Origin of the sequence: Pseudomonas sp. MIL19, from assembly GCF_028680365.1 — a bacterium.
Lineage (GTDB): Bacteria > Pseudomonadota > Gammaproteobacteria > Pseudomonadales > Pseudomonadaceae > Aquipseudomonas > Aquipseudomonas spirodelae.
Genome location: NZ_JAPPVG010000012.1, coordinates 25,901 through 52,377, shown reverse-complemented (window position 1 = coordinate 52,377; position 26,477 = coordinate 25,901). Strand labels below are relative to the sequence as shown.

The following is a 26,477-nucleotide window of genomic DNA, read 5'->3' as shown; positions in this document are numbered from 1 at the left end:
CTTTGGGCTATGCATGCCGATTACGGCTGGCCTGGACGATGCGCTGAGCCGGTACCCGCAGCTGGGTTAGCAGGTACTCGGCAAACGCTGGCGCATAAGGCTGCAGAGCGATGGCCTGGGCCATGCAATTGAGCCAGCTCTGGCTGAGTTGCTCGGTGATCGGCCACTGGGCGTGAAAGGCCGGCAGGGCGATGGAACCGTATTTTTCACTGAACAATTTGGGGCCGCCGAGCCAGCCGCTGAGAAAGCAGGCCAGCTTGTCACTCGCCAGGTGCAGGCTTTCGCCGTGCAGGCGGCGCAGTTCTGCGGCCTCGGGCTGCTCATCCATCAATCGATAGAAATCTGCGACCAGGCGGCGCAAACCTTCGATGCCGCCCGCGGCCTGATACGAGGCGTCGCCTACGCCGTAAATCGCTTGCTGTTGCATCCACTGAACTCCTCGCCAAAGCGCACATTGTAAGGCGGGTAATAGGCATTCGGGTCGCTGTGCGCTGAGCTGTGCTGTCGGCGTTAAAGTCCGACTGTCACTTCGCGTAACTCATCGCCATCGCGCACGACAAAAATGGCGCTCAAGCCTTTGGCGTTGGCCAGCTGCGCGCCGTGTTCCACGCCGAGCACCATCAGTGCAGTGGCCCAGGCGTCGGCGTACATACAACTGGTGCACAGCACCGACACCGAGGCGAGCTCAGAGAGCAGCGGGGCACTGGTGTGCGGGTTCATGGTGTGAGAAAACACCTGGCTGTTATGCTCACGCCAGTGGCGGTAGTCGCCGGAGGTGGCGATGGCGGTGTTGCTCAGGGCCAGCGAGCCAAGCACTTCGCGTTGGCCTTTAAGGGGTTTTTCCAGGGCGACTGACCATTCGCTGCCATCGGCCTTTACGCCGCTGACGCGCATCTCGCCATCAATGCTCACCAGGTAGGACATGATGCCGTGGCGCGCCAGGCAGCGGGCCATCTGGTCCACGGCAAAGCCTTTGGCGATGCCGTTAAGGTCCAGGGTGATGGGCGCATGTTTGCGTACTCGGCCGTTGTCCGGGTCGATTTCCAATACATTCCGTGCGCTGGGTTGCTTGTCCGGCCAGGTGTTGAGCGGCGCGTGTGGGCCAAAGCCGCACGCGCTGACCAGCGCGCCGACGCCAATCTCGAATGCGCCCTCAGACTCGGCGCTGATGCGCAGTGCGCTGCTCAGCACCCACAGCAGCTCATCGGGCACGCTCAGCCATTGGCCGCAGCTGGCCGCATTGAGTTGCATCAGGTCGGACTCGGGCTTCCAGGTCGACATTTGCTGGTCAACCTGATCGACCGCCTGTTGCAGCTCGCTGCTGATCACGCTCAGGTCGAGCCCGGCCGGTGCATATAGCACCGCGCTCCAGCGGGTGCCCATGGTGGCGCCACTCAGGTTGTGGCGCTGCGCGGCGCTTATCTCAGTAGACATCTTCACGGTAGCGTCCTTGTTGGCGGAGTTGTTCGATGTTCAAGCCGAGTTGCTGCAGCAAGGGTTCCAGCACGTTGCGCACCCCGGCGGCCATATCGCGGGAGCCGCACACCAACACCTGAGCGCCCTGTTGCAACAGCGCCAGCAGTTTGTCGGCGTCCTGCAGGAGACGGTCTTGCACATACATCGGCTTAACCGCCTGGGAGAACGCCAGGCCTAGCTGGGTCAGGCGTCCGTCAGCCAGGTATTCATTCAGTTGCGTTTCATAGAGGAAGTCCGACTGTGCGCTGCGCCCACCCCAGTACAGGTGCAGCGGGCGCTGATGGGCATTCTTACGGACAAAGCCAATCAACGGCGCTAGCCCAGTGCCAGCGCCCACCAGAATCAGCGGGTGCTGGCCGGCAGTCGGGCGAAACTCAGGGTGCGCTTGGATTACTCCTTCAATACAGTCACCTACCTGCAGCCTATGCAGCAGGCCTGAACACAGGCCCTCGCGCTGTTTGCGCACACAGATTTCCAGCACGCCATCTTCATCGCCGCTGGCAATCGAGTAGAAGCGTGGCGGCAGATCAATGCCTGGACGGATGGCCAGCAGGTCGCCGGGTGCAAAGCGGCTGTTGCTGGTGGGCGATACGGCAAAGCGCAAAACGGCGGCCGGTGATTCGCTGCCCTCGCCGTAAAGCTCGCGGCTCAGTAGCTGCAACTGTTGTGGGGTTTCGCAGCTGGCGTGCGCAGTGAAGTGCAGGGCAACGTCGACTTCCTTGCCAAGCCGCTGCGCCCACTGGTTGAGCTCGCCCAAGGCATTGCGGTCGATGCGCTGCAAGGGCAGTAACGTCGCTAAGCCCTTTTGCTGCAGGCATTGCTCAACGTGCTCGGCATAGCCGCAAAAGTGCTGAAACTGCGAATCACCAAAGCCCAGTACCGCGACTTGCAGCGTTGGCTTCAGCTCGCTGCGCTGTAAACGCCCGAGAAACGCCTTGGCCGAATCGGGAGCCTGGCCATCGCCATAGGTCGAGGTGAGTAGCAGCAGTTGGCTGGCTTGGCGGTAGTGCGGCTGCAGCTGATTCATGCTGGCGCAGTGCACTCGCAGGCCCTGGCTCTGCAATTGTTCCTGCAACTGCCGGGCATAGTTCCAAGTAGCCCCGCCTTGACTGCCAACCAGCAGAATGATCTGCGCTTGATCGGCTGGCGTATTGTCCGCTCGTGCGCCAGCCAGACGCTTGCGCCGCGCCCAAGAGAACAGACCGAAACCGCTGAGAAACAACACGGCCAGGCTGGAGCCGCTGAGGATCAGCGTCCACAGTGGCGAATGCGCGCCGGTGTGCAATTCGTAGATGTTCTCGTACAGGCGAGTGGCAAAACCGTGCGGCTGATAGCTGATCCATTGGCCGGTGTTGGCATTGACGAAGCCTTCACCCGCCGCCGTGCGTACGGTGTAGATATTGGCATCCGGGTCGCTGGGGAACTCCAGTTCGCGCAAGTCTTGCAGGTCCAGGTTGCGCAATGCAGCAAGGCTGCTCAGCTCGGCTGCGGGGGCCGAGTAGCTGGCCTCAGGGTAGGCGGGCGAGGCATCTTGACCATCGTAGATCCAGCCCTGACTGATAGCCGCCAGATACAGCCCACTCAGGGCGAGAATCGCCAGGGCCGGCAGCGTCCAGCGGGCCACGACCATATGCCAGTGAATCAGCCCGCTGCTGGCTGGAATAGGCCGAACTAAGCGGCTCCAACCCCCGAGTCGGCGCGCTAACAGCCAAGCGCCAGTGACCACCAGGATCAGCATGGCCAGCGCCGCGAGGCCACTGAACCAGCGGCCCGGCTCGCCGAGCAGCAACTCGCGGTGCAGGTTGCGCGTCCAGGCAAGCAGGGCGGAAGGCTGGTAGGGCGAGATAACTGAACCGGTGAGTGGATCAACCACCACGGTGCTGTTCTCGTTCGTAGTACTGAGCGTGACGCGCAGCTCACCACTGGGTGCCCGTTCAATGCGCTCGATACCTTGCACCTGGCCGGCGATACGCGCGGCAACGTCGGCGACGTTTTCACCGGCTGCTGGCGCCGTTTGCATGTGTGCAACCAGGGTGCTGCTGGACAACACCAGACCGGTGGCCGCCGAGACCATCAGCAAGACGCCAAGGAGCAAGCTGAGTACCACGTGGGTGCGTTGCAGCATGAGCGGGCTCCTGGGTTAAAACTGGTAGCTGAAGGTGTTGACGTAGCCTGTTGCGCTACCGCTGACTGGCGTGGGCTGTTGTGTGAGCGGCACTTTGATCTCGGCGCGATTGTCCTGCTTGTTCTCGACGGCGCTGTCGATGCGGATTTCGTAGCCGGCATCAATCAGCGCATCTTCCAGTTCAACAGCCACCTTCAAGGTTTGCCCGCTGCCAACGCTGGCACCGGTAAGGCCGTCGTATTCGGCAGGCTTGTTACCATCACGCACCCAGTCACGCAGGTGCTTGTAGTACTTGGCCTTCTTGCCGGAGACCCACAGCGTGCGCTGGTAATTGCCCTGCGCATCGGTAACGTAGAACGCCAGGTAGGCATCGTTGCCGCGGTACTCTTTCAAGGTGGTTTGCAAGGTGATTTCGCGGGCCTGGCTAAGCGTGGGCAGCGCCGCCAAACCGGCTAAAGCGAGGGTGAAGGTGGTCTTGTTCATGCTGAGTCTCCATGAAGGCATGACGCCACCTTAATGACCCAGCCTGAAGCCAAGCTGAACAGCAGAATAGACGGGCTTAAGGCCACCTTAAGGATGTTCTGGAACAGGTTTGCCGGCTCAACCTACGGCCTATTGCAGGCGGGCGGATGGGCACGAGTAGGCGGTGTGTTGAGTGTTGTTCAGGTGCACTCAAGAGGGGCGGCAGGCTAGTCGGCCTTGATCTCTTTCAGGTGTTTGTACACCGTCGCGCGGCCCATGTTCAGCACGTTGGCCACGTAGTTGGCGGCGCTTTTACCTTTGAAGGCGCCTTCGGCGTGCAGGGCTTCGACCAGCTCGCGCTTGTGTTCGCGGGTCAGCAGGTTGAGGCCGAGTTGGCGCTGACGCAACCAGCTGTGCAGGAAGGTATTGATGCGCTCCTGCCAGTCGTCGCGGAACAGCGCGTCGGGCTGTGGCACCAATTTGCTGGATGAGAGGAACAGGTCCAGCGCCTGCTTGGCGGTTTCGAACAGCGAGATATTCAGGTTGATGCACAGCACGGCGATCGGTGTACCGCTTGCGTCACGCAGCACGCTGCTGACCGAGCGGATCTTCTGGCCATCCCAGTTGAGCTTTTCGTAAGGACCGATGGTGCGTTCATCGACCTCGCCGCTGAGCATGTCTTCCAGCGCGGCGTCGTCGCCGATCACCCGCTTGGAGATGTTGTTGGCGATGTAGTCGACTTTCTGCGTGCGAACATCGTGCAGCACCACCTCGGCATGGGGGAAAAACAGCGTGGCGATGGCGTCGGCGATGGTGCGGTAGTTGTCCAGCTCGGGGGCGTGGCGGGGCGGCGTCATGCGACTAACTCTTCGGGCTCAGGTGGCGTTGCGAGTGTGCCGTATAGCGCCCGAGGCGTCATCCTCGGGCGTGCTCGGCGTTATCTGTTTAGCCGTGCCGGCGAGAGCATGGCCTCGGTTAAACCAAACTGGCGCAAGTGCTCGGGCATTGGTTCGCCACGCGCCAGAGCGGCGCAGGCCATGCCCATGGCAGCGGAGGTCTGGATGCCATAACCGCCTTGCGCCGCGACCCAGAAGAAGTCCGCCACCTGTGGGTCGAAGCCGCCCACCAGATCACCATCAGCAACGAACGAGCGCAAGCCGGCCCAGGTATGCGCCGGGCGGCGAATGCTCAGGTGGGTGTGCTCTTCGATCTGATAAATGCCCATGGCGATATCCAGCTCTTCCGGTTGCACATCGTGGGGCTCGACCGGGTCAGCGTTGGCCGGCGAGCCGAGCAGCAAGCCGGCGTCGGGCTTGAAGTAGAAGGATTCGTCCAGGCTGACCACGCAGGGCCAGGCCTGGCAATCGATCCCTTCTGGCCCGTCAAAGGTAAACGCTGCGCGGCGTTTGGGCGTTAGGCCAATGGGCGCGACACCCGCCAGCGCGGCAATCTGGTCGCACCAGCCGCCAGCGGCATTGATCAACACCTTGGCGCGGTATTGCGCGGAGCCACACTCAACCAGCCAGGCGTCACCATCGCGCTGGATGCGCAGCACTTCACGGTGGGTGTGGATTTCCCCGCCTTGCTGACGGATGCCGCGCAGGTAGCCCTGGTGCAAGGCGTCGGTGTCGATGTCAGCGGCGCTGGGATCGAGCATGGCGGCCTGCACCTTGTCGCGGCGCAGCACCGGCACCAGCGCGCAAGCTTCGTCGGCAGTCAGCATACGCATCTGCGGCACGCTGGCGCGGCCACTGTCGAACTGGCGCTGCAGTTCTTCGGCGTCGCCGCTGAAGTCCACCACCAACTCGCCCCGTGGGGTTAGCAGCGGGTGTTCGGCAAAACCGGCGGGCGGCGCGTCATAAAAGGCGCGGCTGGCGGCGGTCAGGGCGCGTACCTGAGGTGTGCCGTAGGCCACGGTGTAGAGCGCGGCGGAGCGGCCGGTGGAGTGATAGCCAGGCAGTTGCTCGCGTTCCAGCACAATGGTTTTGCCATGCGCCGCAAGAAAGTAACCGGTGGAAGCTCCAGCGATACCGGCACCGATGATCAGGTATTCCGCCTGCTGCATCAGCATGCCTCCTGCTTGAGTTGGTACAAGGCGTGGGCCAGGGCGACATCCTCCAGGCCCAGGCCGATGGAGCGGAAGAATACCGAGCGGCGGTAGTCCGGGCGAGGGGCTTTGGCGCTGACCAGTTCGGCCAGGTCGCCCTGGATGTCGGCGCTGCTCCAGCCGAGCCTGCCGGCTAACAGCATTTCTCCCGCGCTGCTTGGCGTGGTGGCGCGGTAGTCACAGTAAACATCCATGGTCAGCAAACTGGCCGGCGTGACTTCGTGGGCGCGCGGTGCGTTGGTGCTGATTGAGGTGATCAGTGCCGGCTTATCGAGGTCGGCAGGGTCCAGCAACGGCTTGGCTGAAGAGGTGCAGAGCATCACCACGTCGGCGTCGCGCAGGGCATCCGCTTGGCTGGCACAGAGTTCAATACGCGGGTCGAGTTGCCGCAGTTGATGTTTCTGCGCATCAGTCTTGCCGGTTAGGCCGGGTGAGTAGAGGCGAATGCTCTGCCATGGGCGCAGCTGTTTTGCGTAATGCACATGGGCCTGGGCCACTGCGCCGCTGCCGATCACCACCAGGCGGCTGGCTTGAGGCGCAGCCAGGGCATCCACGGCGACGGCGGTGGTCGCGGCAGTGCGCGCGGTGGTCAGGCTGCCCGCGTCACACAGCAACAACGGCTGGCCCGTTTGCATGGACATCAGCAAGGTCCAGGCAGTGACCAGCGGGCCTTGCTCACGGACGATATAGGGCGAGGTCTTCACCCCGTAAACGCCTGCGCCGGCGAGCACGCCGAGGTAGTTGATAAAGTCGCCGCCGCCATTGGGGAACTCCACCAACTGTTGCGCCGGTTGCACCGCATTGCCGGCGGCCAGCTCGCGGAACATGGCGACCATGGCCTGGTGCACATCGACCTGGGCAAGCAGTTGCTCGGCTGCGGTTTTATCCAGCACATAGGGGGTGGTCGACATGGGCGGCTCCATCATGGGTTAAACAGTTAAATCCATTTTGGACTTTTAGGTATTAATCGACAAGCGCCGACGCGCCAAGTTGATACACCGCAGCGACGTTCAGCGGGTTTGCCGCAGGCGCTTGCGAAACGCCCCTGGGTTCTCGCCGCAGAGTTGTTTGAACAGCTTGGCGAAGGTGGCGCGGTCGGTATAACCGACGCGTTCGGCGACCTGTTCGAGCGACGCGCCACTGCGCAGGGCGTGCTGCGCTGCGCTCATGCGTACACGTTGCAGGTAGTCGTTGGGCGTCAGCCCGGTGCGGATCTTGAAGCGCCGAAGCAGGGTGCGCGATGAACAGTTGGCCTGGGCGGCCAGGCGCTTGAGGTCGATGCGCTCAGCGTGATGCTGATGCATCCATTGCAGCAGTGGGGCAAGCGGACAATCGCTGTTGGTGGGCGGCAACAGTGGGGCGAAGCGCGATTGCTGACCGCGCTGAGTATCGAAGACCAGCGCATTGGCCACCTGCTGCATCAACTCGTTGCCGCCATGCTGGGCGATCAGGTGCAGGCACAGGTCGAGCCCGGCATGCGCGCCACCGGAGCTGAGCAGGTGGCCATCCTCACAGACCAGTTGCTCGATCTGCAGATTGACCTGCGGATAACGCTGCCGAAACTGGCCGGCCAGCGCCCAATGGGTGGTGGCGCGGCGACCCTCGAGTACACCGGCGGCGGCCAGCAGGAAGGCGCTGCTGCACAGGCTGGCCAGTTGTTGATGGGGCGTTCGTTGCGCCAGCCAGGGTAACAGGGCGGCGTTGTCAGTCAGTGTGCTGTCGATGGCGCTGCCGCTGGCGGGCAGCAGAATCAGATCGGCGCTTTCGGCCAGCCGTAAATCACCATCGACCTGGATCTGCGCAAAACCGAGGTCGACCGCTTGCCCGTCCAGGCTAAAGCGCTGCAACTGGAACAGCCGCTGCTCGGCCAAGCGGTTGGCCAGGGTGAAGGCGTCCATCGCCATACTCAGGCTGGAGCAGACGGTTTGCGGGCAAACGTAGAGGGCTATTTTCAGCATGACGCGCTCATGGCTGACAAGGTTGGCGATTATTGACACAAGACTGTCTTATGCGCCAATCGCGACTCAGGGTTTTTAGGGCAATACTGCCTGCAGTCGCCTTACGGAGTTCTGCCTCATGAGCCATGCCAACGCCGAACTGATCGGCCGCTTTTACCAGGCCTTTCAGCAGCTGGATGCCGAGACTATGGCCAGCTGTTACACCGAGGACGTGCAGTTTAGCGACCCGGTGTTTACCGACCTGCGTGGTGCGGATGCTGGCGATATGTGGCGCATGCTGTGCGTCAAAGCGCAGGGTTTCACCCTGACATTCGAGGGCGTTACGGCGGATGATCACAGCGGCCGAGCGCGCTGGGTGGCGACTTACACCTTTAGTAAGACGGACCGTACCGTGGTCAACCGTATCGAGGCCAGTTTCCGCTTTCGCGACGGCAAGATCTGCGAGCACCGCGATCATTTCGACCTGTGGCGCTGGGCCCGTCAGGCGTTGGGCAGCAAAGGCTTGTTGCTGGGCTGGACGCCTTTTGTGCAGAACGCTATTCGCCAGCAGGCCGGTAAAGGGTTGGCGGCGTTTCAGAGGAATCGCTAAGCTCGGCGACCGTATTAATTGCCAGCCGATCCGACTGATGCCCGACTCTTCTCTTGCGCCTGAGACACCCGCCGCCAAGCCCTGGTTTGTCTACCTGGTGCGGGCAGCCAACGGCGCGCTGTATTGCGGCATCAGCGACGATCCCCATAAGCGGTTTGCCAAGCATCAGACTGGCAAGGGCGCACGCTTCTTCCATTCCAGCCCGGCGCAGGCCCTGGTGTATATCGAGGCCTGCGTAGCCAAAGGCGATGCACTGCGCCGCGAGCGAGCGATCAAGGGGCTGGGCAAAGCCGCCAAGGAAACCTTGGTGCTGGCTTACGCCGCTATCGGTGCGACTGATAACCCGCCATTAGGCTAAGCGGGTAGGCCGCCAACGCTTGCACGGGTAAGCTGCTGCACTACCTGAATCCTTGCGGAGCCTGCCATGCACGAGTTGATCCTGCACCATTACCCAACCTCGCCCTTCGCCGAAAAGGCGCGGTTGATGCTCGGCTTCAAGCTGCTGTCCTGGCGCTCGGTGATGATCCCACCGGTGATGCCCAAGCCGGACCTGACCGCGCTTACCGGTGGCTATCGCAAGACACCCGTGCTGCAGGTGGGTGCCGATATTTATTGCGACACGGCGTTGATCGCCCGTCGTCTAGAAGCGGAAAAAAACACCCCTGCGCTGTTTCCCGAAGGCCAGGAGTTTAATGTTGCCTGCTTTGCCCAATGGGCCGACACCCAGGTGTTTCTGCATGCCGTGAGCCTGGTGTTTCAGCCGGAGTCCATCGCCGCACGCTTTGGCAAATTACCGCCGGAGTTTCTCAAGAGCTTTATTGCTGACCGCTCGGCGCTGTTCACCGGCGGCCTGGCGACGCGGGTGCCGCTGGAAGTCGCCAAGCACCAGTGGCCGACAATGATGGCGCGCTTGCAGCAGCAACTTGAACGCGAGCAGGGCGACTTCCTCTTTGGTGAGGCCTCGCTGGCGGATATCGCCATGGCCCATCCACTATGGTTCCTGCGCGGTACGCCAGTGACGGCGCCGCTGGTTGATGCCTACCCTGCGGTTGCCACGTGGCTGGCGCGGGTATTGGATTTTGGGCATGGCTCGTTCAGCGACATGACTGCAGAAGAAGCCGTTGGCATCGCCCGCGAGGCGACCCCAGCCGCGCTGCCGGATATTGCCCTGGCTGATCCGAATGGCTTTGCCGTTGGCCAACAGGTGGCGATTTCTGCCGTCGATTATGGCGTGGATGCGGTAGAAGGTGAGCTGGTCTTCAGCGGCACGGAAGCGCTGATCCTGCGCCGCGAAGACCCGCGCGCCGGCACTGTACATGTGCACTTCCCACGCATCGGTTTTGCCATCAAGGCGCTGTAGCGTCGTAAAGCCCGGCGCGCTTAGGGCTTTAGGCGCCGGGTCTTAGTACGCGGCCCGCATCGCGCGTGGGTTGTAGCCGTGAATCAGCGTGCCGTTGATGTCTATCAGCGGTACGCCGCGGCCGCCTAGCGCCTTGAAGGTGGCATTGCCATCGGCATCCTTCTCGATATCCACTTCCCGATATGCGATGCCGTCGTTCGCCAGTTGTTCGCGGGTTTTGGCGCAATAGCCGCACCACTGCGTGGCGTATAGCACCACTTCGCTTGGCCGCGCAGCCTGCTCGGGCTGCAACCAGGCGTTGATGTTGTCCCAGTATTGATAGAGCGCCAGTGCGCTTAACAGCAGGATGATTTTCTTCATGGGGCGTTCCTTTGCCTCGCTATTGCGTTGTGCTGCGTGCGCCGGTTGCGCGCGTAGATTAACTGCGCGCCAAATCTGCCAGGCTGAAGGGCGCTGGAGTGTCCGGCCAGTCCAGTTTCAACTGTTCCAGCGCGCGGGCCAGTAGGCTGGTCACGAACCAGTCACGCAACCAGCGGTGATCGGCTGGGATGACATACCAAGGCGCTGCGTCGGTATGGCTGGCGCTCAGTTGCTCGGCCCAGCGCTGCTGGCGCAGGTCGAATTCGCGGTAGGACTGCAGATCGCTGCTGTGTAGCTTCCAGCGCTTATGGGGTTGCTCCAGGCGCTCCTGCAAGCGTTGCTTTTGTTCGTCTTTGGAAATCTGCAGAAAGCACTTGAGGGGCTGAATCGACTGGCTGAGCAATTGCGCTTCGAAGTCCGCAATCACCTGCTGGCGTGCCGGCAGCTCGGCGGCGCTGCACAGGCCGTCCAGCGGGTCGCTGATCAGCCCTTCGTAGTAACTGCGGTTGAACACCCCGAGCAGACCTGGCGCCGGCAGGCGACGTTGGTAGCGCCAGAGAAAGTCGTGGCGCTGTTCGCAGGCATCAGGCTTTTGAAAGCCATGAATACTCAGCCCCTGCGGGTCGAAACTGCTGATCACCCGGCGGATCACGCCGTCTTTGCCGGAGCAGTCAGTGCCCTGCAGGATCAGCAGCAGAGCATTACGGCGGTTGGCCCAGAGCATGCGCTGCTGTTGGTTGAGCCAGGGGCGCAGCTCCGCCATGGCTTGGTGCGCCGTGTGTTTGTCCAGGCCGAATGTACGCGCCGGGTCCTGGCCAAAGGGGGCCGCGGGGGCACACCGACAGCTATCCAGTAGGTGGTCAGGCAGGCGCGTCATGGCTAGTTTTTACGGCGTTTGAGTTGATCGGTCAGCTGCGTTGGCAGGTTGCGGATCACCAGGGTGTCACTGCTTTCGTCGTACTCGACCTTCGAGCCGAGCAGGTGCGCCTCGAAACTAATCGACAAGCCTTCGGCACGCCCGGTAAAGCGCTGGAACTGGCTGATCGTGCGCTTATCGGCCGGGATTTCCGGTGACAGGCCGTAATCCTTGTTGCGGATATGGTCGTAAAAGGCCTTGGGATGTTCTTCGTCGATCAGCCCTGAGAGCTCAGTCAGGGTCATGGGCTCGCCCATCTTGGCTTGGCTGCTGGCGTAGCTAACCAGGGTCTTGGTTTTCTCGCGGGCTTGCTCTTCGGGCAGGTCTTCGCTTTCGACGAAGTCGCTAAAGGCTTTCAGCAGGGTGCGGGTTTCACCGGGGCCGTCGACGCCTTCCTGGCAACCGATAAAGTCGCGGAAGTATTCCGAGACCTTTTTGCCGTTTTTGCCTTTGATAAACGAGATGTACTGCTTGGAGTTGGCGTTATTACGCCACTCGGAAATATTGATCCGCGCCGCCAGGTGCAGCTGGCTGAGGTCCAAGTGTTTGGCGGCGGTCACGTCCAGCGTGTCGGTAACGGCCACGCCATCACTGTGGTGCAGCAAGGCAATGGCCAGGTAGTCAGTCATGCCTTGCTGGTAATGGGCGAACAGCACATGGCCGCCGGTGGACAGGTTGGACTCTTCCATCAGCTTTTGCAGCTGCTCCACGGCCTGGCGGCTGAACGCGGCAAAGTCCTGACCTTCGTCCAGGTAATGCTTGAGCCAGCCGCTGAACGGGTAGGCCCCAGACTCCTCATGGAAAAAGCCCCAGGCCTTGCCCTGTTTGGCGTTATAGCTCTCGTTAAGGTCCGCGAGCATATTCTCGATGGCCTGCGAGGCCGCCAATTCAGTGTCCCGCGCGTGCAATACAGCGGGGGTGCCATCAGGCTTCTTGTCGATCAGGTGGACGATGCAGTGGCGGATCGGCATAGCGGCCTCGTGGTGCGTAAACGGAAAGCGCGCATATTAACCGACCTTCGCTTCGGCAGTCGTCCGCCGCTGGTAAGCGGTCAGGCGTTCGATCATATAGCGCAGGTGCATGTGCAGCTCATACAGCTCATTGGAGTAGGACAGCGGCACCTCCACGCGCGCCAGTTCGTCCTCAAGCTTTTCTAAGCGCTCAATCTCGGCGCCGATGTCGCTGTTCAGATTACCCTTGTACAGCTGCTGGTCGATCTCGCGCAGGTGCTTGTACCAGCGGTAAATGCGTGCACGGATGCGCCATTGGTAGATCGGGCCGATGGCCTTGAACAGCGGGAACAGCAAAATCACCAGCGGAATGGCGAGGATGATGTAACGGTCGGCCAGCGAGGCAATGCGGAACGGCAGGTAGCGCTGCAGAATTGGCAGGCCCTTGGCGTAGTAATACTCGGCCTGATCGAGAATCGGCAGCGACAGCGGCGGCCGAGCCGGGTAGCTGCCAGCCGGGTCGAGCAGGCTGCCGTTTTTCAGGACGGTTTTGGCGGCTTCGAGGATCAGTGGGGTGATTGAGGGGTGAAAGTCTTCTCCGGCGGCCAGGGTGGCGACCGGGCCGAGGGTGGCAATGTCTTGGTCTGGCGTGTTGTGCGCCAGGTCGAGCATGCCTTCGCCGACCTCCAGGCGGCTCAGGTACGGCAAACGCGCGAGGTAGGCATCGATACGGTGCAGGCCAACCAGGCGGATTTTTTCTTCTGCGGCCAGGCGCTGGATCAGCGCATTTTCCGCCGGCCCAACGAAGAAGGCTGCATCCAGCTGGCCGTCGATCAGGGCGTCGGCGGCGCGACTGCCGCCCAGTTCTTGCCATTGCGGCGGATAGTGCTCGGCGTCTATGCGGTTGGCACTTAGCAGTGCGGCGGTCACCGCTTGCGTGCCGCTGCCTGCTGAACCAATCGCCAGGCGCAGTTTCATCAGGTCGGCCAAACGCTCGAACTTGACCTTGTTGCCGACGAACAGCCATAGCGGCTCGCGGTACATCACGCCCAAACCTGAAATCTTGGCGCGCTGCTCCTCGTCCAGGGTCAGCTCTTGGCCGCTCTGCACCAGGGCCAGTTCCACTTCGCCAGCGGCGAGTTTGCTCAGGTTGTCTTGCGAACCTGCACTGGGCACCAGCTCCAGGCTAAAGCCCTGCAGCGCCAGCTCGCTTTGCAGGCGCTCGCCAAACGCGTGGTAGCCACCGCCCTCGGCCCCGGTTGCCAGGCGCGCATGCATAGGCGGTGGTGGTGCGGCGAAATAAAACAGCGCACCCACCAACCCGGCCAGTACGGGTACCAGCCAGAGGTTGGTGAGGATGAGGATTTTCAGGTCACGGAGAATGCGGCGCATGGTTGGTCCTTGTCATTACCTAGCTGGGATTGAGGGTAGCTGGAATGACTGACCCAGTTAAGGGTTAGCGCCAGGTTCAGTGTGGCCCGGTTGCCAGTCGGATGCTGCGCTGCTCATTCCAACGGTCCAGCAGGCCGAGCACCGCCAGCAAAGCCAGGGCATAGCCTGCATCCACGCCGAGCATCAGCAGCACCAGCCCGCACAGGAGCGCGCTGAATGCTGCCAGCCAGCGCCAGATGCCGCGCAGCAACAGGGTGCCGGCGGCCATGCTGAGCAGGTAGACCAGCACAAAGTTACCGTTGGCGTAGCGGATCAGGTCATCGACCGTCAGCTCAAGCACGTTCGCCAGGATGGCGCACAGGGCGCAGCTCAGGATCACCAGTAGCAGGGCGCGGGCTGGCACGCCGTGATGGTTGCGCTGGGCCAGGCTGGCCGGCAGCTTACCTTCGTCAGCCAGGCTCCAGATCAACCGGGCAAAGCCCTGCATATACACATTCATCGAGGCGAAGCAGGCCAGGTAGCCGACCGTGGCAGCCAGCCAGCGGGCTTTCTCGCCCAGCAGCACATCGAGCAGGCGCGGCAGCGAGGCGGCATCGCTGGTCACATCGCCGTAGGCATGGAAGCTCAATACGGCCACCGAGCAAGCCCAGTACACCAAGCCTGCGAGTAGCACGCCAAACAGCAACGCCAGGGGGAAGTCGCGTTCGGGGTTCTTGAATTCTTCGCCCATGTGGGTGAACGCCTCGATGCCGACAAAACACCAGAACATCACTCCCAGTGCCGCGGGCAGCAGGTGCCAGGAACCACTGATTGGCGGTAGCAAGGGTTGGCTGCTGATGGGCAGGTCGCCGACCCACCAGATCAGTGCGATGGTGCTGATAATGGCCACGGCAATCGCGCCCTGAATCAGCCCGGACGCTTTCGCCGGTCGCTGGCCAAGCCAGAGCATGGCCGCCAGGGTGGCCAGTTGGATGATCAGGGCCTGGTTGCTGTTGAGGTCAAACAACGCCTGCCAGAAACCGCTGGCGATGTTTAGCGCGGCCGGCAAACCCACCGGCAGCACGGCGAGAAAAAGCCAGGCGCTGAGACGTTCCATGCGCGGGCCAAAGGCGCGGCCAATCAGGTGCGGCGCGCCGCCGGCATGGGGGAAGCCGCGGCCCAGTTGGGCAAAGGTAAAGGCCACTGGCAACACCAGGGCGATGAGGATCATCCAGGCCCACAACGACGCCTCACCGGCGGCCGTGGCCGCCAGGGCAGGAATCACGAAAATCCCGGTGCCAAGCAGCGAGGTGCTCAGCAGACCAATCCCTTGTAGCAGGCCCAATTCCTGATTCAGACGGCTCATGTTGTATGCTCTGCGGTTTCGTTCGCCATGTTAAATCGCCCGCCTGATTCAGGCAGCTGGCGAAACGTCGGCTTTGCCCGACGAATCGGCGGCATTCTCCAGCAAATTGCTTTTGAGAGCACCCCGTGGACAAGTTCGATCAGCAGATACTCGCCTTGCTGCGCGCAGACGCGCGCTTACCCGTTAGCCAGATCGCCCGCGAGGTCAACCTGTCGCGTTCGGCGGTCAGTGAGCGGATACGTCAGTTGGAGCACAGTGGCGTCATTAGCGGTTATCACGCTCACGTGGCGGTGCCGGGCGAGGCGGCAATCAAGGTCTATCTGGAGCTGTTCTATAGCGGCGGCCGTTGTGAGCACTATGTCGAGCTGATGCGCGTGTTTCCCGAAGTGCGCCGCTGCAGTGGTATCAGTGGCGAGACCGACATGTTGGTGTACATCGAAGCACCGTCGATGCTGCGCTTCAGTGAGGTGCGCGGCGAGATCGAAAACTTCCCAGGTATGCAGAAAGTGAAGACGCATATGATGGTTAAGGATTGGGTGTTCTAAACATGCGCATCCTGCACACCTCCGACTGGCACTTGGGCCAGCACTTTATGGGCAAGACCCGCCAAGCTGAGCATCAGGCCTTCTGTGCCTGGCTGATTGAGCAGGTGCGCGAGCAGGCGGTGGATGCCGTGCTGATTGCCGGCGATATCTTCGACACCGGCGCGCCGCCCAGTTACGCGCGCGAACAGTACAACCGCTTTATCGTCGAACTGCGCGCCAGCGGTTGCGAGCTGGTGGTGTTGGGCGGTAACCATGATTCGGTGGCCATGCTCGGTGAGAGTAAAACCCTGTTGGCGCAATTGGGCACGCGGGTGATTCCCGGTGTCTGCGAGCAGTTGAATGAACAGCTGCTGGTGCTGCATCGGCATGACGGTACGCCAGGCGCGATTCTCTGCGGTATCCCGTTTATTCGTCCGCGCGATGTGTTGCTCAGCCAGGCCGGGCAGAGCGCTAAGGATAAACAGCAGTCCTTGCAGCAGGCGATCCAGCAGCACTATCAGGACCTGTTCGCCCTGGCCGAAAGCAAACGCGCCGAGTTGGGCGGCAACCTGCCGATTATCGCCAGCGGCCACCTGACCACGGTCGGCGCCAGTGCCAGCGATTCGGTACGGGAAATTTATGTCGGCAGCCTAGAGGCCTTTCCCACCAGTGCCTTCCCGCCGGCTGCCTATATCGCCCTGGGGCATATTCACCGGCCGCAGAAGGTCGGCGGCCTGGAACATATTCGCTACTGCGGCTCGCCGATTGCCCTGAGCTTCGATGAAGCTAAGCAGCAGAAAGAAGTGCTGCTGGTCGAGCTGGATAGCAGCGGCCTGCGCCAAATCACCGCGCTGCCGGTGCCGCGCTTTCAGCTGCTGTTGTCCTTGCGTGGCTCGCTTAAAGAACTTGAAAGCGCCATTCAGGAAGCGGCCAAACAGGGCAGTGCCGAGCAGCCGGTGTGGCTGGAAGTGCTGGTGGGTACTGACGATTATCTGAGCGACTTGCAGCTGCGGATTGCCGGGTTGTGTGAGGAGCTGCCGGTCGAAGTGCTGCGCATCCGTCGCGAGCGCGGTAATGCCAGCGCCAGCCTGCAAGGCCAGGCCAAGGAAACCCTGGATGAACTGAGTGTGGAGGATGTATTCGCCCAACGGCTTAGCAGCGAAACCTTGGAGGATGCCGAGCAAGCCAAGCTGCTGGGGCTGTATCGGCAGGTGGTCTGTGAGCTGCGCGAGGGTGACGTATGAAGATCCTCAGCCTGCGTCTCAAGAATCTCAACTCGCTCAAGGGCGAGTGGAAGATCGACTTCAGCGCCGAGCCGTTCAAAGACAACGGCCTGTTCGCCATCACCGGGCCGACCGGCGCGGGCAAGACCACGCTGCTGGATGCCATCTGCCTGGCCCTGTATCACCGCACCCCGCGTATGAGCACGGTTTCGGCCAGCGCCAACGAATTGATGAGCCGGCATACCGCGGATTGCCTGGCCGAGGTCGAGTTCGAGGTTAAGGGCGTCGGTTATCGCGCCTTCTGGAGCCAGCGCCGCGCCCGCGACAAAGCCGATGGCGCGTTGCAGGCGCCCAAGGTTGAGCTGGCCGCCGCCGACGGGCAGATCATCACCGACAAGATCAACGAGAAGCTGCGCGAAACCGAACGCTTGACCGGATTGGATTTCGAGCGCTTTACCAAATCCATGCTGCTGGCCCAGGGCGGTTTTGCCGCCTTTCTCGAAGCCAACGCCAATCAACGCGCCGAGCTGCTGGAAGAGCTGACCGGCACCGACATCTACGGGCAGATTTCCCAGCGGGTGTTCGAGCAGACCCGTGAGGTCAAGGTCGGCCTCGATCAGCTACGCGCCCGTGCTGAGGGGGTCGAGCTGCTCAGTGAAGAGCAACGCACGCAGTTGCAGGCGCAGGCCGCGCAATTGGCTGTTGAAGAAGCCCGCCTGGGTACAGAGCAAACCGAACTGCAGCGCCAGCGCCGCTGGTGTGAGGACCTGAGCAAGACCGAGGCCCAGTTGCATGCCAACCAGAAGGCCGAGCAGACCGCGCAGGATGAGTTGCAACTGGCCCAGCCGCAGCTGGCGCAATTGGCCGCCAGCGAGCCGGCGCTAAGTTTGCAGCCGTTGCACCATGACTGGCAACAGGCCCGCCAGAGCCTGACGCAGACCGAGCAGGGTCTGCAGCAGAATGCCGCCGAGCAACGCCAGGTAGAGCAGAGCATTGCCGAACAGACCTGGCAGGCCCGCGAACTTAGCGCGCTGCTACTGGCCGATTGCCAAGCGCAACGTCAGCAGTTGGCCGAGCGTCTGCAGCAGTTGCAGCAACAACTGGCCGCGCAGCCGCAGCATGGCCGTCTAGGCGAGCAGCTGGGCAGTTGGGGCGAACAATTGAAGGTACGCCAGCAACTGGCTGGAGAAATCGCCCAGCTGCAACTCAGTCAGCAGCAACTGCAAGACAGCATCGCCGGCCTGCAGGCGCAGCTCAGCCAGCAAAATGAACAGCTTGGCGCCGAACTGAAACACCTGCAGCAGGCGCGCGAGCAGGAAGATGCTGCGCAGCAGCAACACACTGCATTGCTGGCCGGGCGCAGTGAGGCGGCCTTGCGTGAGCGCTGGCAGCAGCTGCATATCCAGGGCGGTTTGCTGACTCAGCTGGCTGACGTGGCCGTGGCCCAGCAGCGCCTGAAGGCCGAACAAACGCAACTGGCCAGCGCCCTGACGCTGCTGCGGGAGCAGCATCAGGCCAAGGGCGCCGAGGTGGCGCAGTTGCGCCTGAGCTACAAGGACCTGCAGCAACAGGTGCAGACCCAGGAAAAACTGCTGGAGCAGGAGCAACGCATCCAGGCCCTGGAAGCCCATCGTGCCCAGCTGCAGCCAGGCGAGGCCTGCCCGCTGTGCGGCTCCGAGGCGCATCCGGCGATCAGCGCTTATCAGGCCCTGGATGTTTCGGCGACCAAGGCGCAGCTCACCCGCAAGCGTGGCGAGCTGGAGGCCCTGACTGAACAAGGCCGGCAATTAGCGGGCGAGCTGGAAAAACTTGCCGCGCGCCTGGAACAACAGCAACAGCAGTTTGAGCGTGGCCAGCAGACCCAGGTCGAGCAAAGCGAACGCTGGCAGACGCTTAGCGCGCAACTGGAAAATCCGTTGGCTGATGCCGTTGCCCTGGCTGAGCAGCAGGCGCAACAGAGCATCGAGTTGCAGCAACTGCAGCAGCAACTTGAGCAGTTGCAACAGCTGGGTAGTAGTCTTGAGCAACGTCAGCAGGCGCGGCTGAGCCTGCAACAGCAGTGCAGCGAGCTGGAACAGCAGCTGGCGCTTAACCGCCAGCAACTGCAGCAGCGTCAGGAACAGTGCGAGCAGGGACAGTTGCGTTTGCAGCAGTTGCTAGGCCTTGCCCATGAGCGCAGTGAAAGCCTGAGTCAGGCCCTGGCCAGCTTTGGCTATGAATTGCCAGACGACGCCAGCGCCTGGCTGGCCGAGCGCCAAACCGAGTGGCAGCGTTGGCAGCGCAATCAGCAGCAAAGCCTGGATCTGCAGCGCGAGTTAGGTGAGTTGGATCATGACCTACAGGCTGCTGTGCAACAGGCTCAACTCTGGCAGCAGCGTTGGGCTGCGTTGGAATTGGCCGATCAACCGGCTGCGACTAAACCTGCTGATGTGCAGGCGGCCTTGCAGCAGGCGCTGGTGCAGCTGGAAGAGGCGCAGCGCCGACAGCAGGAGCGTTCCGGTAGTCGTCAGACCCTGGTCAGCCGCTTGCAGGATGAGCAGGCGCGCCTGCAACAGACCGAACAGCAATGGGTGGCTGCGCTAAGCGCCAGCCCCTTCAATAGCGAAGCCGATTATCTGGCCGCCTTGCTGGATGAGGCGCAGCGCGTCGCCTTACAACACTTGCGTCAGCGCCTGGATAAAGCCTTGAGCGATGCCCAGGCGCTGGTTAGTGCAGCCGTACAGCAGCTGGCGACTCTGCAAGCCAGCCCAGCCACCTCGCTCGGTCTTGCGCAACTAGATGAGCAACTGCTCGGCCTTAACGCCCAGCTAAAAGCCTTGAGCGAACGTCAGGGTGAAATCCGCGCCCAGCTGCAGGGCGATGACGCGCGCAGGCTCGGCCAGCAAAGCCTGTTCGCGGCGATCAGCCTCAAGCAGGGCGAGTACGACCTGTGGCAGCAACTCAATAGCCTGATTGGCTCGGCCGATGGCGCCAAATACCGCAAGTTCGCCCAGGGCCTGACCCTGGATCATCTGGTCTATCTGGCCAACCAGCAACTGGAGCGCCTGCATGGCCGTTATCAGTTGGCGCGGCGCAGCAGTGGCGAGCTGGAGCTGGAAGTGCTCGATACGTGGCAAGCCGATGCGGCGCGCGACACCAAAACTCTGTCCGGCGGTGAGAGCTTTTTGGTCAGCCTGGCGTTGGCCTTGGCGCTGTCTGATCTGGTCAGCCATAAAACCAGCATCGACTCGCTGTTTCTCGATGAAGGCTTCGGCACCCTCGACGGCGAAACCCTGGAGGTGGCGCTGGATGCGTTGGACAACCTCAACGCCAGCGGCAAGATGATTGGCGTGATCAGCCACGTCGAGGCGCTCAAGGAGCGCATTCCGGTGCAGCTGAAAGTGCACAAGGGCGTGGGCATGGGCTACAGCGGCCTGGACAAGCGTTTTGCGGTTGACCCACGGGGCAATTGAGCGATCCCGCCGGGGCATTTGCCACGCTAGCCAAGGTGTGTGCGTGCGCCGTGCGGGCTTACCCAGAGAGCAGCTTAATGCTTGGTGCCTGCCAGGCAGCGGTGCATGATCGTGCTTCGTTCTGCTGAGTAGTCGCCCATGGCCAAGCCTCCCGTTGCTCCTCCGTCATCCTCTGCACTTGGGCGTTTCCTGACCTTGGCAGGCACTGCCACGCGCATCGGCAGCCGTGTGCTGGGGCAAAAGCTGATTCCTGGGCGCAGTGGTATTGACTGGCAGCCGGTGGCTGAGTTGCTGACGGATGTGTTGGGCGAGATGAAAGGCCCGGTGCTCAAACTGGGACAAATGGCGTCGCAGTGGCAGGGCGTGCTGCCGGAACCAGTGGCGCTTGCCCTGAGTTCACTGCAGAACCGTGTGCCGGCCTTGCCCTTTAGCGCCCTGCGCGAGCATTTGCAGCAGGTGTATGGCGCGGACCTTGGGCAGTTTTTTCAGCAGATCGACGAACAACCCTTTGCCGCCGCGTCCCTGGGCCAGGTGCACCGCGCCGTGGCGGCGGACGGCCGAGCGCTGGTGCTCAAGGTGCAATACCCAGGCATCGCCGAGATCTGCCAGGCGGATCTGCGTCAGTTGCGCCGCTTGCTGCCGCTGGGGCGTTTGTTTCGTGCCCCCGCCGCGCAGCTGGAAGGCCTGCATCAAGAGCTGGCGGCGGTCATTACTGCCGAGCTGGATTACCCGGCGGAGATGCGCCGCTTGCAACACTTTCGCGCGCATTTTGCCGATTGGCCGGGCCTGCGCTTGCCGCAACCCTATGAGGACCTCTGTCGTCCCGGGGTGCTGGCGCTCAGCGAGGAAGCGGGGTTGTCGTTTGCCGAGGTCGGCCAGGCCAGTGCCGAAGTCCGCGAGCGCCTGGCCCTGACCCTGGTGCGCTGGCTGAGCGCTCAAGCGTTTGAATTGGGGCTGTTGCATGCCGACCCGCATCCGGGCAACTTTGCCTACACCGCGGCCGGTGAATTAGTGGTGTATGACTTCGGCTGTGTGCAGGCGTTATCAGCGCCGTTGCTGGCGGCCTATGTGCAAGCCTACAAGGCCTTGCAGGCGCGCGATGGCGAGCAGCTGGAGCAGGCTTTTCAGGCGCTCGGCACACGCCAGCCAAAATCGACCATTCCTTATGGATTTTACCGCCAGCTGCATGGCTTGCTGGGGCCGTTGCTGCAGCCTGGCGTGCACTGGGATTTTGCCGCCATACCGCTGCATGAGCAGGTGCAGCGCTTGTTGCCGGATGTGCTGGGCGCGCTCGGCAGCTTGCAACCGTCACCGGCCACTTTGCTGGTCAATCGTACGCTGGAAGGGCATTACTGGAATCTCAGCCGCCTCGGCGTGGCGCTGCCGGTGGCGGATCTGCTGCAGGGATCACTGGCCGAGAGCTAGCGCATTGTTGTCACGGTGACGGCTTTACCCTGCTCGATGCGGGTCAGGTAGACCGCATCGGAACCCTGATGGCGGTTACGTGAAAACGCCACCGTGAAGCCACCGAGGTCCATATCAAGGTGCTCCAACGCGTCGATAAAGCCCTCGCGGGTCGGCTCTGCGCCGGCCTTGCGCAGCGCTTCAATAAACACCCGCGCGCCGATGTAACCTTCAAGCGAGGCGTGATCAACCTCAGTGCCTTGCATGTCCGCCTTATAAGCCTGCACCAGTGCGCGTGAGGTGTCGTTAGGTGAAGGCACAACTTGGGAGATGTACACCCCATCCGCATCACGCCCCGCCACGGCGATAAGCCGCTCAGAGCCGATAAACGACACGCTGATAAAGCGCGTCTTGAAGTTCAGCGCTTTCGCCTGTTTGATCGCGGCCGCCAGTTGCTTGTAAGTGCCTACAAAGAACACCGCTTCTGGCTGAGTGCGCTGCAGCGCCTTGATGGCCTCCGTCACCTCCAGTGAGTTGCGCTGAATGCGCGCCTGCGCATAAATCTTCAGGTCGCGCTTGAGCAAGGCACCGTTAAGGCCGCTTTTGACGGATTCACCGAACGAGTCGTCCTGCATCAGGATGGCAATCTTGCTCAGCTTGAGGTCCGCGGTGATCCGCTCGACCAACTGCTCGGTCTCCTCGATATAGGACGCCCGAATATTGAACACTCCGGGTTTTACCGGTGTGCGCAGAAATTCAGCCCCACTGAATGGGAAGAGGTAAGGCACCTGCGCCCGCTGGGCGATTGGCACGGCTGTGCGTGAGGTCGGTGTGCCGACATAGCCGAGCAGCGCAAACACTTGTCGCGTCTTGAGTAGGCTCTGGGTATGCACCGCCGTGCGGCTGGGCTCATAGCCATCATCAAGGCTGAGCAGGCTGATACGGCGGCCGTGAACACCACCTGCGGCGTTTATGCGCTGGAAGTAGGCCTGCACACCGTTGCGCATGCTCTGGCCCAGCGCAGCGGCGGGGCCACTTTGCGCATTGACCATGCCGACGCGCACCTCGTCTGGACTTAGCCCCGGTTCGGCGGCGACGGATAATCCAGGCAGCAATAGGCAGCTGATAAAAAGGCTAACCAGCCGCTGTCGAAACGTCATTGTTTGATTCCTGGCCATGGTTACTGGTCGCACTCGTACAGGCTGTTACAGGGTTGCTTAGGGTGGGCGGGCATGTGCTGCATGTAATTCTCTAAAACACTCTAGTCACGTGTGAAAGGCCCCAGGCGATCACTCGCTTGTGGGGGCGGCCACGGCGGACGGTTCCAGCTGGTACTTGCCTTGTTGAAGGTCATCGAAGTAGCGCTGGTAGCGCCCGTTTTCACGCCATAGCTGCAGGCGTTTATTAAAGCGCTCTAGCAAGACCGGGCTGCTTTTCAGGCTTTTCGGCAGCATCAGGTAACTGCGGTTAATCAGCAGCGGTTTGCGGTGATGCGTAATACGCGCCTGCTCCGCTGGGCTGAAGTGGCTGCGCAGTGAGGCATAACCCACGTTCATCTCTTGCGGATACAGCACTACGCGCTCCTTGAGCAGCTTTTCGAAGTTCTGCGTGTCGCTGGACACGCGCTCGATTTTGACCTTGCCGGTGGCGAGGAAACGATCGAAATCCGCGCCGTAGCTGTATTCCAGGCCGCCACCGAGGGTCATGCCAGTCAAGTCGTCAAAGCGACGCCAGTCAAAGGGCAGGCTTTTCAGGTGAAAGAACACAAACTGCTCGTCCAGTAACGGTGCGCTGAAGAGAAAATCAGCCTCGCGCTCATGCTTGTGCATCCACACGGCTGTAGCGTCAAAGCGGCCGGCTGCAGCCGAGGAGTAGGCGCGCGGCCAAGGCAGGAACTGGAAGTTTACGCGGTAGCCCTCAGCGGCGAACAGGTCACTGATCAGGTGAGCGATGACGCCGTTATGTTTTAAGTCGCTGGACAGGTAGGGCGGCCAGTCCCCGACGCTGATGTTCAACTCTGGCTGCTCGCTGGCTTGTGTGGGCAGCCCTAGGAGCAAGCACACAACGACGAACAGGTTTTTCCACTTCATTAATGCCCCTTACTGCAACCGATACTGCAGGTGCGTGTTTGCTCTCAGTACAGTAATACCATCGCCGTGCTGTGGATGAAACGCCATTAATGCGTCATTAAAACGTCATCCTGTGGGTTAAGACTGCTGCGGATTTGTTCAATTCCCCCTGTTTTTGCCTAAGGATAGTTACCGTGCTGCGAATCCCAACGTTGTGTGCGCTGTTTGCCCTAGCCCCATTGGCGTCGGCCCTGGAGCTGAAACCGCTGGGGCAGTATCAAAGCGGTTTTGCTGAAGGCACTGAAATTGTCAGCGTGCAGGCATCAAGCCTGCGCGTGGCTGTGTCCAATAGCGCCGAAGGCCTGGTGGATATTCTGCAGCTGGACCCGGCCAAGGGTCTTGATCGCCTGGAGCGCTATAACCTGGTGGCCGAGGCGGCTGGGGAGATTACATCGGTGGCCTTCCACCCCAACGAAGACCTTTTTGCCGTGTGCATCCGCGACCGCGATGGCCTGAAAAACGGTCGTATAGAGTTTCGCAGCGCGGCTGATGGGAAACTGCTGAATACCCTGGAGGTTGGTGTTTGGCCGGACAGCGTAGGGTTTTCGCCCACGGGTGATTTTGTTGTAGTGGCTAACGAAGGTGAGGGTTATGTGCGCGACGGTGCAGGTTTTCGCAGTGGTGAAGGTTCGATCAGCCTGATCGACCTGCGCGGTGGCGTGGTCGCGGCCAAACACAGCCTGATCAGCCTGCCGGACCTGGCCGGTGTCGAGGGTGCGACGCAGGCCGAGCACAAGCGGCTGCTGGAGCGGGAAATCGACGGTGAAGAGCTGAAAATTCCATTCGGCACCAGCCCCGAGCATATCGAGCCGGAATACGTGGCCTTCAGCCCAGACGGAGCGCGCGCTTATATCAGCCTGCAGGAAAACAACGCGGTTGCCGTGATTGATGTCATGCAGGGCAAGTTGGACAAAGTGTTTGGCCTCGGCACGGTGCGTCATGCGGCGGATATTGTGGATGACGGCAAGTACGACCCGAGTGCCGAGCTGTTCGCCCTGCGTGAGCCGGATGCCGTGGCCGTAAGCGCCGATGGTCGTTACCTGATCACGGCTGATGAAGGCGACAGCGACCCGAAAATCGGCAAAACCAAGGCCGGCTTGCCCAGCGGTGGTGGCCGTACGGTTAGCGTGTTTGATGCCATGAGCGGCACATTACTCGGCGATACCGGCAGCCAGCTTGACGACAAGGCTGCCGCTGCCGGCGTTTACCCGGATGCTCGCAGCCCCAACAAAGGCAGCGAGCCGGAGGGTGTGGTGAGTTTCGATGCCTTCGGCAAACGTCTGGCGGTGGCTACCCTGGAGCGTGCGGATTCGCTGGCGCTGATCGATCTCGATCAGCCGAATCAACCGCAGGTGCTGCAAGTGATCGGTGCAAGCGAAGGCGCAGGGTCTGGCAACCTGGCGCCTGAGGGGCTAGCGCATGTTGAGCACAATGGGCGACATTTCCTGGTGACCGGGCTGGAGAAGAGCGGCAACGTTGCGCTGTTCGAACTGGTCAAATAACGCCTTGATGCACCTGTAGGATGGGTTAGCCGCCACGTATATTCGCGTTCATGCGCCTATAGCGAGGCGGCGTAACCCATCACTGCGGCATTGAGCGCCACGGGTATCACGAGGGACGTCCATGTCCCTCGCCCTACGACCAGCGTTCTTTGCGCCATGCCTGCTGCTGCTCAGGCGTCTGGAAGGTCCAGGCGACAAAGCGGCTCTGCTTCTGGCCTTGGGCCATTTCCACGGTCTGCACCTGTAGCGCGCCGGCCTTCTTCAGTGCGCTGTAAACCCCCTGCAGATTGCCGGCCTTGGAGATCAGGCTGCTAAACCACAGCACCTGCTGGCCGACGGCGGCACTTTCCCTGATCAACTGACTGACAAACGCCGCTTCGCCACCCTTGCACCACAACTCCGCCGCCTGGCCACCGAAGTTCAGCACCGGCAGTTTGCGTTTGGGGTCGAGTTTGCCGAGGTTGCGCCACTTGCGCTTGCTGCCGCTGCTGGCCTCTTCGGCACTGGCATGGAAGGGCGGGTTGCACAGCGTCAGGTCGAAACGCTCATCACTGTTCAGTAGGCCCTGAAAGATATGCGCTCTGTCGCGTTGCTGGCGCAGTTCGATGGCGTCACGTAAACCGGGGTTGGCCTGCACGATGGCTTTGGCTGAGGCGATGGCCTCGGCGGCAATGTCCGCGCCGAGAAACTGCCAGGCGTATTCGCGGTTACCCAACAGTGGGTAAATGCAGTTGGCGCCGACGCCCACATCTAGCGCGCGCACCTTGGCCCCGCGCGGTATCTCGCCAGCATTGCTGGCGGCCAGCAGGTCAGCCAGGTAGTGCAGGTAATCGGCGCGGCCAGGGATCGGTGGGCACAGGTAATCTGCCGGAATATCCCAATGATTGATGCCGTAAAACTGTTTGAGCAACGCCCGGTTGAACACCTTGACCGCCGCCGGGTTGGCGAAGTCGATGCTCTGATTGCCATAGGGGTTGATGATCACAAAGGCCGCCAGCTCCGGGCTGGTCTTGATCAGCGCGGGGAAGTCATAACGGCCCTGGTGACGATTGCGCGGGTGCAACTGGCCCTTGGCGGCATCTGGCTTGGGCGCAGACGGGCGTGGCGCAGTGGTTTTCTTGCTGGGGCGTTTGGCTGGCGGGAGCATGGTCTGGCTGTCGAGCGAGTGGGGGCGGGATTTTCCCACAGCCGCTGGCCGGCTGC

General features: G+C 61.8%; 24 protein-coding genes. 8 read left to right on the top strand and 16 right to left on the bottom strand.

Going from position 1 to position 26,477, the window contains the following annotated elements; all coding sequences use genetic code 11:
* Nucleotides 1-7: 7 nt before the first annotated feature.
* From N1078_RS10625 to N1078_RS10590, 8 genes are all read right to left on the bottom strand, one after another.
* Nucleotides 8-427, bottom strand: coding sequence for a group II truncated hemoglobin (locus N1078_RS10625; protein ID WP_274088144.1), 420 nt, complete (start codon nucleotides 425-427; stop codon nucleotides 8-10).
* An 83-nt stretch (nucleotides 428-510) separates the two neighbouring features.
* On the bottom strand, nucleotides 511-1,434 hold the full coding sequence (locus N1078_RS10620; RefSeq protein WP_274088191.1) for an FAD:protein FMN transferase: 924 nt from the start codon (nucleotides 1,432-1,434) through the stop codon (nucleotides 511-513).
* The gene (locus N1078_RS10615) at nucleotides 1,424-3,601 is read right to left on the bottom strand and encodes a PepSY domain-containing protein (protein ID WP_274088143.1); all 2,178 of its coding nucleotides are present in this window, start codon (nucleotides 3,599-3,601) and stop codon (nucleotides 1,424-1,426) included. The genes N1078_RS10620 and N1078_RS10615 overlap by 11 nt, the downstream gene beginning before the upstream one ends.
* A 15-nt stretch (nucleotides 3,602-3,616) precedes the next feature.
* Nucleotides 3,617-4,084, bottom strand: coding sequence for a DUF2271 domain-containing protein (locus tag N1078_RS10610; protein ID WP_274088142.1), 468 nt, complete (start codon nucleotides 4,082-4,084; stop codon nucleotides 3,617-3,619).
* A gap of 206 nt (nucleotides 4,085-4,290) precedes the next feature.
* Nucleotides 4,291-4,920 carry a helix-turn-helix transcriptional regulator gene (locus tag N1078_RS10605; protein ID WP_274088141.1) on the bottom strand — a complete coding sequence of 210 codons (630 nt, stop codon included), beginning with the start codon at nucleotides 4,918-4,920 and terminating at the stop codon, nucleotides 4,291-4,293.
* An 80-nt stretch (nucleotides 4,921-5,000) separates the two neighbouring features.
* On the bottom strand, nucleotides 5,001-6,128 hold the full coding sequence (locus tag N1078_RS10600) for an NAD(P)/FAD-dependent oxidoreductase (protein WP_274088140.1): 1,128 nt from the start codon (nucleotides 6,126-6,128) through the stop codon (nucleotides 5,001-5,003).
* Complete coding sequence (locus N1078_RS10595) at nucleotides 6,128-7,081, bottom strand: ornithine cyclodeaminase family protein (protein WP_274088139.1); 954 nt, start codon at nucleotides 7,079-7,081, stop codon at nucleotides 6,128-6,130. The genes N1078_RS10600 and N1078_RS10595 overlap by 1 nt, the downstream gene beginning before the upstream one ends.
* 99 nt (nucleotides 7,082-7,180) lie before the next feature.
* A complete protein-coding gene (locus N1078_RS10590) occupies nucleotides 7,181-8,128 on the bottom strand; it encodes a GlxA family transcriptional regulator (protein WP_274088138.1) in 948 nt (315 codons plus the stop codon).
* Between the two features lie 118 nt (nucleotides 8,129-8,246).
* Here N1078_RS10590 and N1078_RS10585 point away from each other — a divergent pair, with 118 nt between their 5' ends.
* The 3 genes from N1078_RS10585 to N1078_RS10575 all read left to right on the top strand — a co-directional run bounded on the left by N1078_RS10585 (nucleotide 8,247) and on the right by N1078_RS10575 (nucleotide 10,077).
* On the top strand, nucleotides 8,247-8,717 hold the full coding sequence (locus tag N1078_RS10585; RefSeq protein WP_274088137.1) for a nuclear transport factor 2 family protein: 471 nt from the start codon (nucleotides 8,247-8,249) through the stop codon (nucleotides 8,715-8,717).
* A 37-nt stretch (nucleotides 8,718-8,754) separates the two neighbouring features.
* Nucleotides 8,755-9,075 (top strand): GIY-YIG nuclease family protein, encoded by a 321-nt coding sequence (locus N1078_RS10580; protein ID WP_274088136.1) that lies wholly within the window; start codon nucleotides 8,755-8,757, stop codon nucleotides 9,073-9,075.
* A gap of 66 nt (nucleotides 9,076-9,141) precedes the next feature.
* Entirely contained in the window at nucleotides 9,142-10,077 is a 936-nt protein-coding gene (locus N1078_RS10575) for a glutathione S-transferase family protein (RefSeq protein WP_274088135.1), read from the top strand.
* Between the two features lie 42 nt (nucleotides 10,078-10,119).
* On the opposite strand, the gene N1078_RS10570 is transcribed toward N1078_RS10575, so the two are convergent.
* From N1078_RS10570 to yjeH, 5 genes are all read right to left on the bottom strand, one after another.
* The gene (locus N1078_RS10570; RefSeq protein WP_274088134.1) at nucleotides 10,120-10,437 is read right to left on the bottom strand and encodes a glutaredoxin family protein; all 318 of its coding nucleotides are present in this window, start codon (nucleotides 10,435-10,437) and stop codon (nucleotides 10,120-10,122) included.
* Nucleotides 10,438-10,495: 58 nt separating this feature from the next.
* On the bottom strand, nucleotides 10,496-11,314 hold the full coding sequence (locus tag N1078_RS10565; protein ID WP_274088133.1) for a polyphosphate kinase 2 family protein: 819 nt from the start codon (nucleotides 11,312-11,314) through the stop codon (nucleotides 10,496-10,498).
* A gap of 2 nt (nucleotides 11,315-11,316) precedes the next feature.
* Nucleotides 11,317-12,324 carry a nucleoid-associated protein YejK gene (yejK, locus tag N1078_RS10560; protein WP_274088132.1) on the bottom strand — a complete coding sequence of 336 codons (1,008 nt, stop codon included), beginning with the start codon at nucleotides 12,322-12,324 and terminating at the stop codon, nucleotides 11,317-11,319.
* 36 nt (nucleotides 12,325-12,360) lie between these two features.
* Complete coding sequence (locus N1078_RS10555) at nucleotides 12,361-13,695, bottom strand: TAXI family TRAP transporter solute-binding subunit (protein WP_274088131.1); 1,335 nt, start codon at nucleotides 13,693-13,695, stop codon at nucleotides 12,361-12,363.
* Between the two features lie 76 nt (nucleotides 13,696-13,771).
* The gene (gene yjeH, locus N1078_RS10550) at nucleotides 13,772-15,040 is read right to left on the bottom strand and encodes an L-methionine/branched-chain amino acid transporter (protein WP_274088130.1); all 1,269 of its coding nucleotides are present in this window, start codon (nucleotides 15,038-15,040) and stop codon (nucleotides 13,772-13,774) included.
* Nucleotides 15,041-15,165: 125 nt separating this feature from the next.
* Between yjeH and N1078_RS10545 the strand changes: the two genes are divergently transcribed.
* The 4 genes from N1078_RS10545 (at nucleotide 15,166) to N1078_RS10530 (ending at nucleotide 21,664) form a co-directional block, all read left to right on the top strand.
* The gene (locus N1078_RS10545) at nucleotides 15,166-15,585 is read left to right on the top strand and encodes an Lrp/AsnC family transcriptional regulator (protein ID WP_274088129.1); all 420 of its coding nucleotides are present in this window, start codon (nucleotides 15,166-15,168) and stop codon (nucleotides 15,583-15,585) included.
* A 2-nt stretch (nucleotides 15,586-15,587) separates the two neighbouring features.
* Complete coding sequence (gene sbcD, locus N1078_RS10540; protein WP_274088128.1) at nucleotides 15,588-16,808, top strand: exonuclease subunit SbcD; 1,221 nt, start codon at nucleotides 15,588-15,590, stop codon at nucleotides 16,806-16,808.
* The gene (locus tag N1078_RS10535; RefSeq protein WP_274088127.1) at nucleotides 16,805-20,239 is read left to right on the top strand and encodes an AAA family ATPase; all 3,435 of its coding nucleotides are present in this window, start codon (nucleotides 16,805-16,807) and stop codon (nucleotides 20,237-20,239) included. The genes sbcD and N1078_RS10535 overlap by 4 nt, the downstream gene beginning before the upstream one ends.
* Nucleotides 20,240-20,377: 138 nt before the next feature.
* Nucleotides 20,378-21,664, top strand: coding sequence for an ABC1 kinase family protein (locus N1078_RS10530; protein WP_274088126.1), 1,287 nt, complete (start codon nucleotides 20,378-20,380; stop codon nucleotides 21,662-21,664).
* Here the strand turns inward: N1078_RS10530 and N1078_RS10525 are convergent.
* Complete coding sequence (locus tag N1078_RS10525; RefSeq protein ID WP_274088125.1) at nucleotides 21,661-22,803, bottom strand: ABC transporter substrate-binding protein; 1,143 nt, start codon at nucleotides 22,801-22,803, stop codon at nucleotides 21,661-21,663. The two genes, N1078_RS10530 and N1078_RS10525, sit on opposite strands and share 4 nt — an antisense overlap.
* 129 nt (nucleotides 22,804-22,932) lie before the next feature.
* Nucleotides 22,933-23,733, bottom strand: coding sequence for a substrate-binding periplasmic protein (locus N1078_RS10520; protein WP_274088124.1), 801 nt, complete (start codon nucleotides 23,731-23,733; stop codon nucleotides 22,933-22,935).
* Nucleotides 23,734-23,906: 173 nt separating this feature from the next.
* Here N1078_RS10520 and N1078_RS10515 point away from each other — a divergent pair, with 173 nt between their 5' ends.
* Nucleotides 23,907-25,274 carry a choice-of-anchor I domain-containing protein gene (locus N1078_RS10515; protein ID WP_274088123.1) on the top strand — a complete coding sequence of 456 codons (1,368 nt, stop codon included), beginning with the start codon at nucleotides 23,907-23,909 and terminating at the stop codon, nucleotides 25,272-25,274.
* A gap of 133 nt (nucleotides 25,275-25,407) precedes the next feature.
* Here the strand turns inward: N1078_RS10515 and rlmF are convergent, their stop codons facing one another.
* Entirely contained in the window at nucleotides 25,408-26,421 is a 1,014-nt protein-coding gene (gene rlmF / locus N1078_RS10510) for a 23S rRNA (adenine(1618)-N(6))-methyltransferase RlmF (RefSeq protein ID WP_274088190.1), read from the bottom strand.
* Nucleotides 26,422-26,477 lie beyond the last annotated feature (56 nt).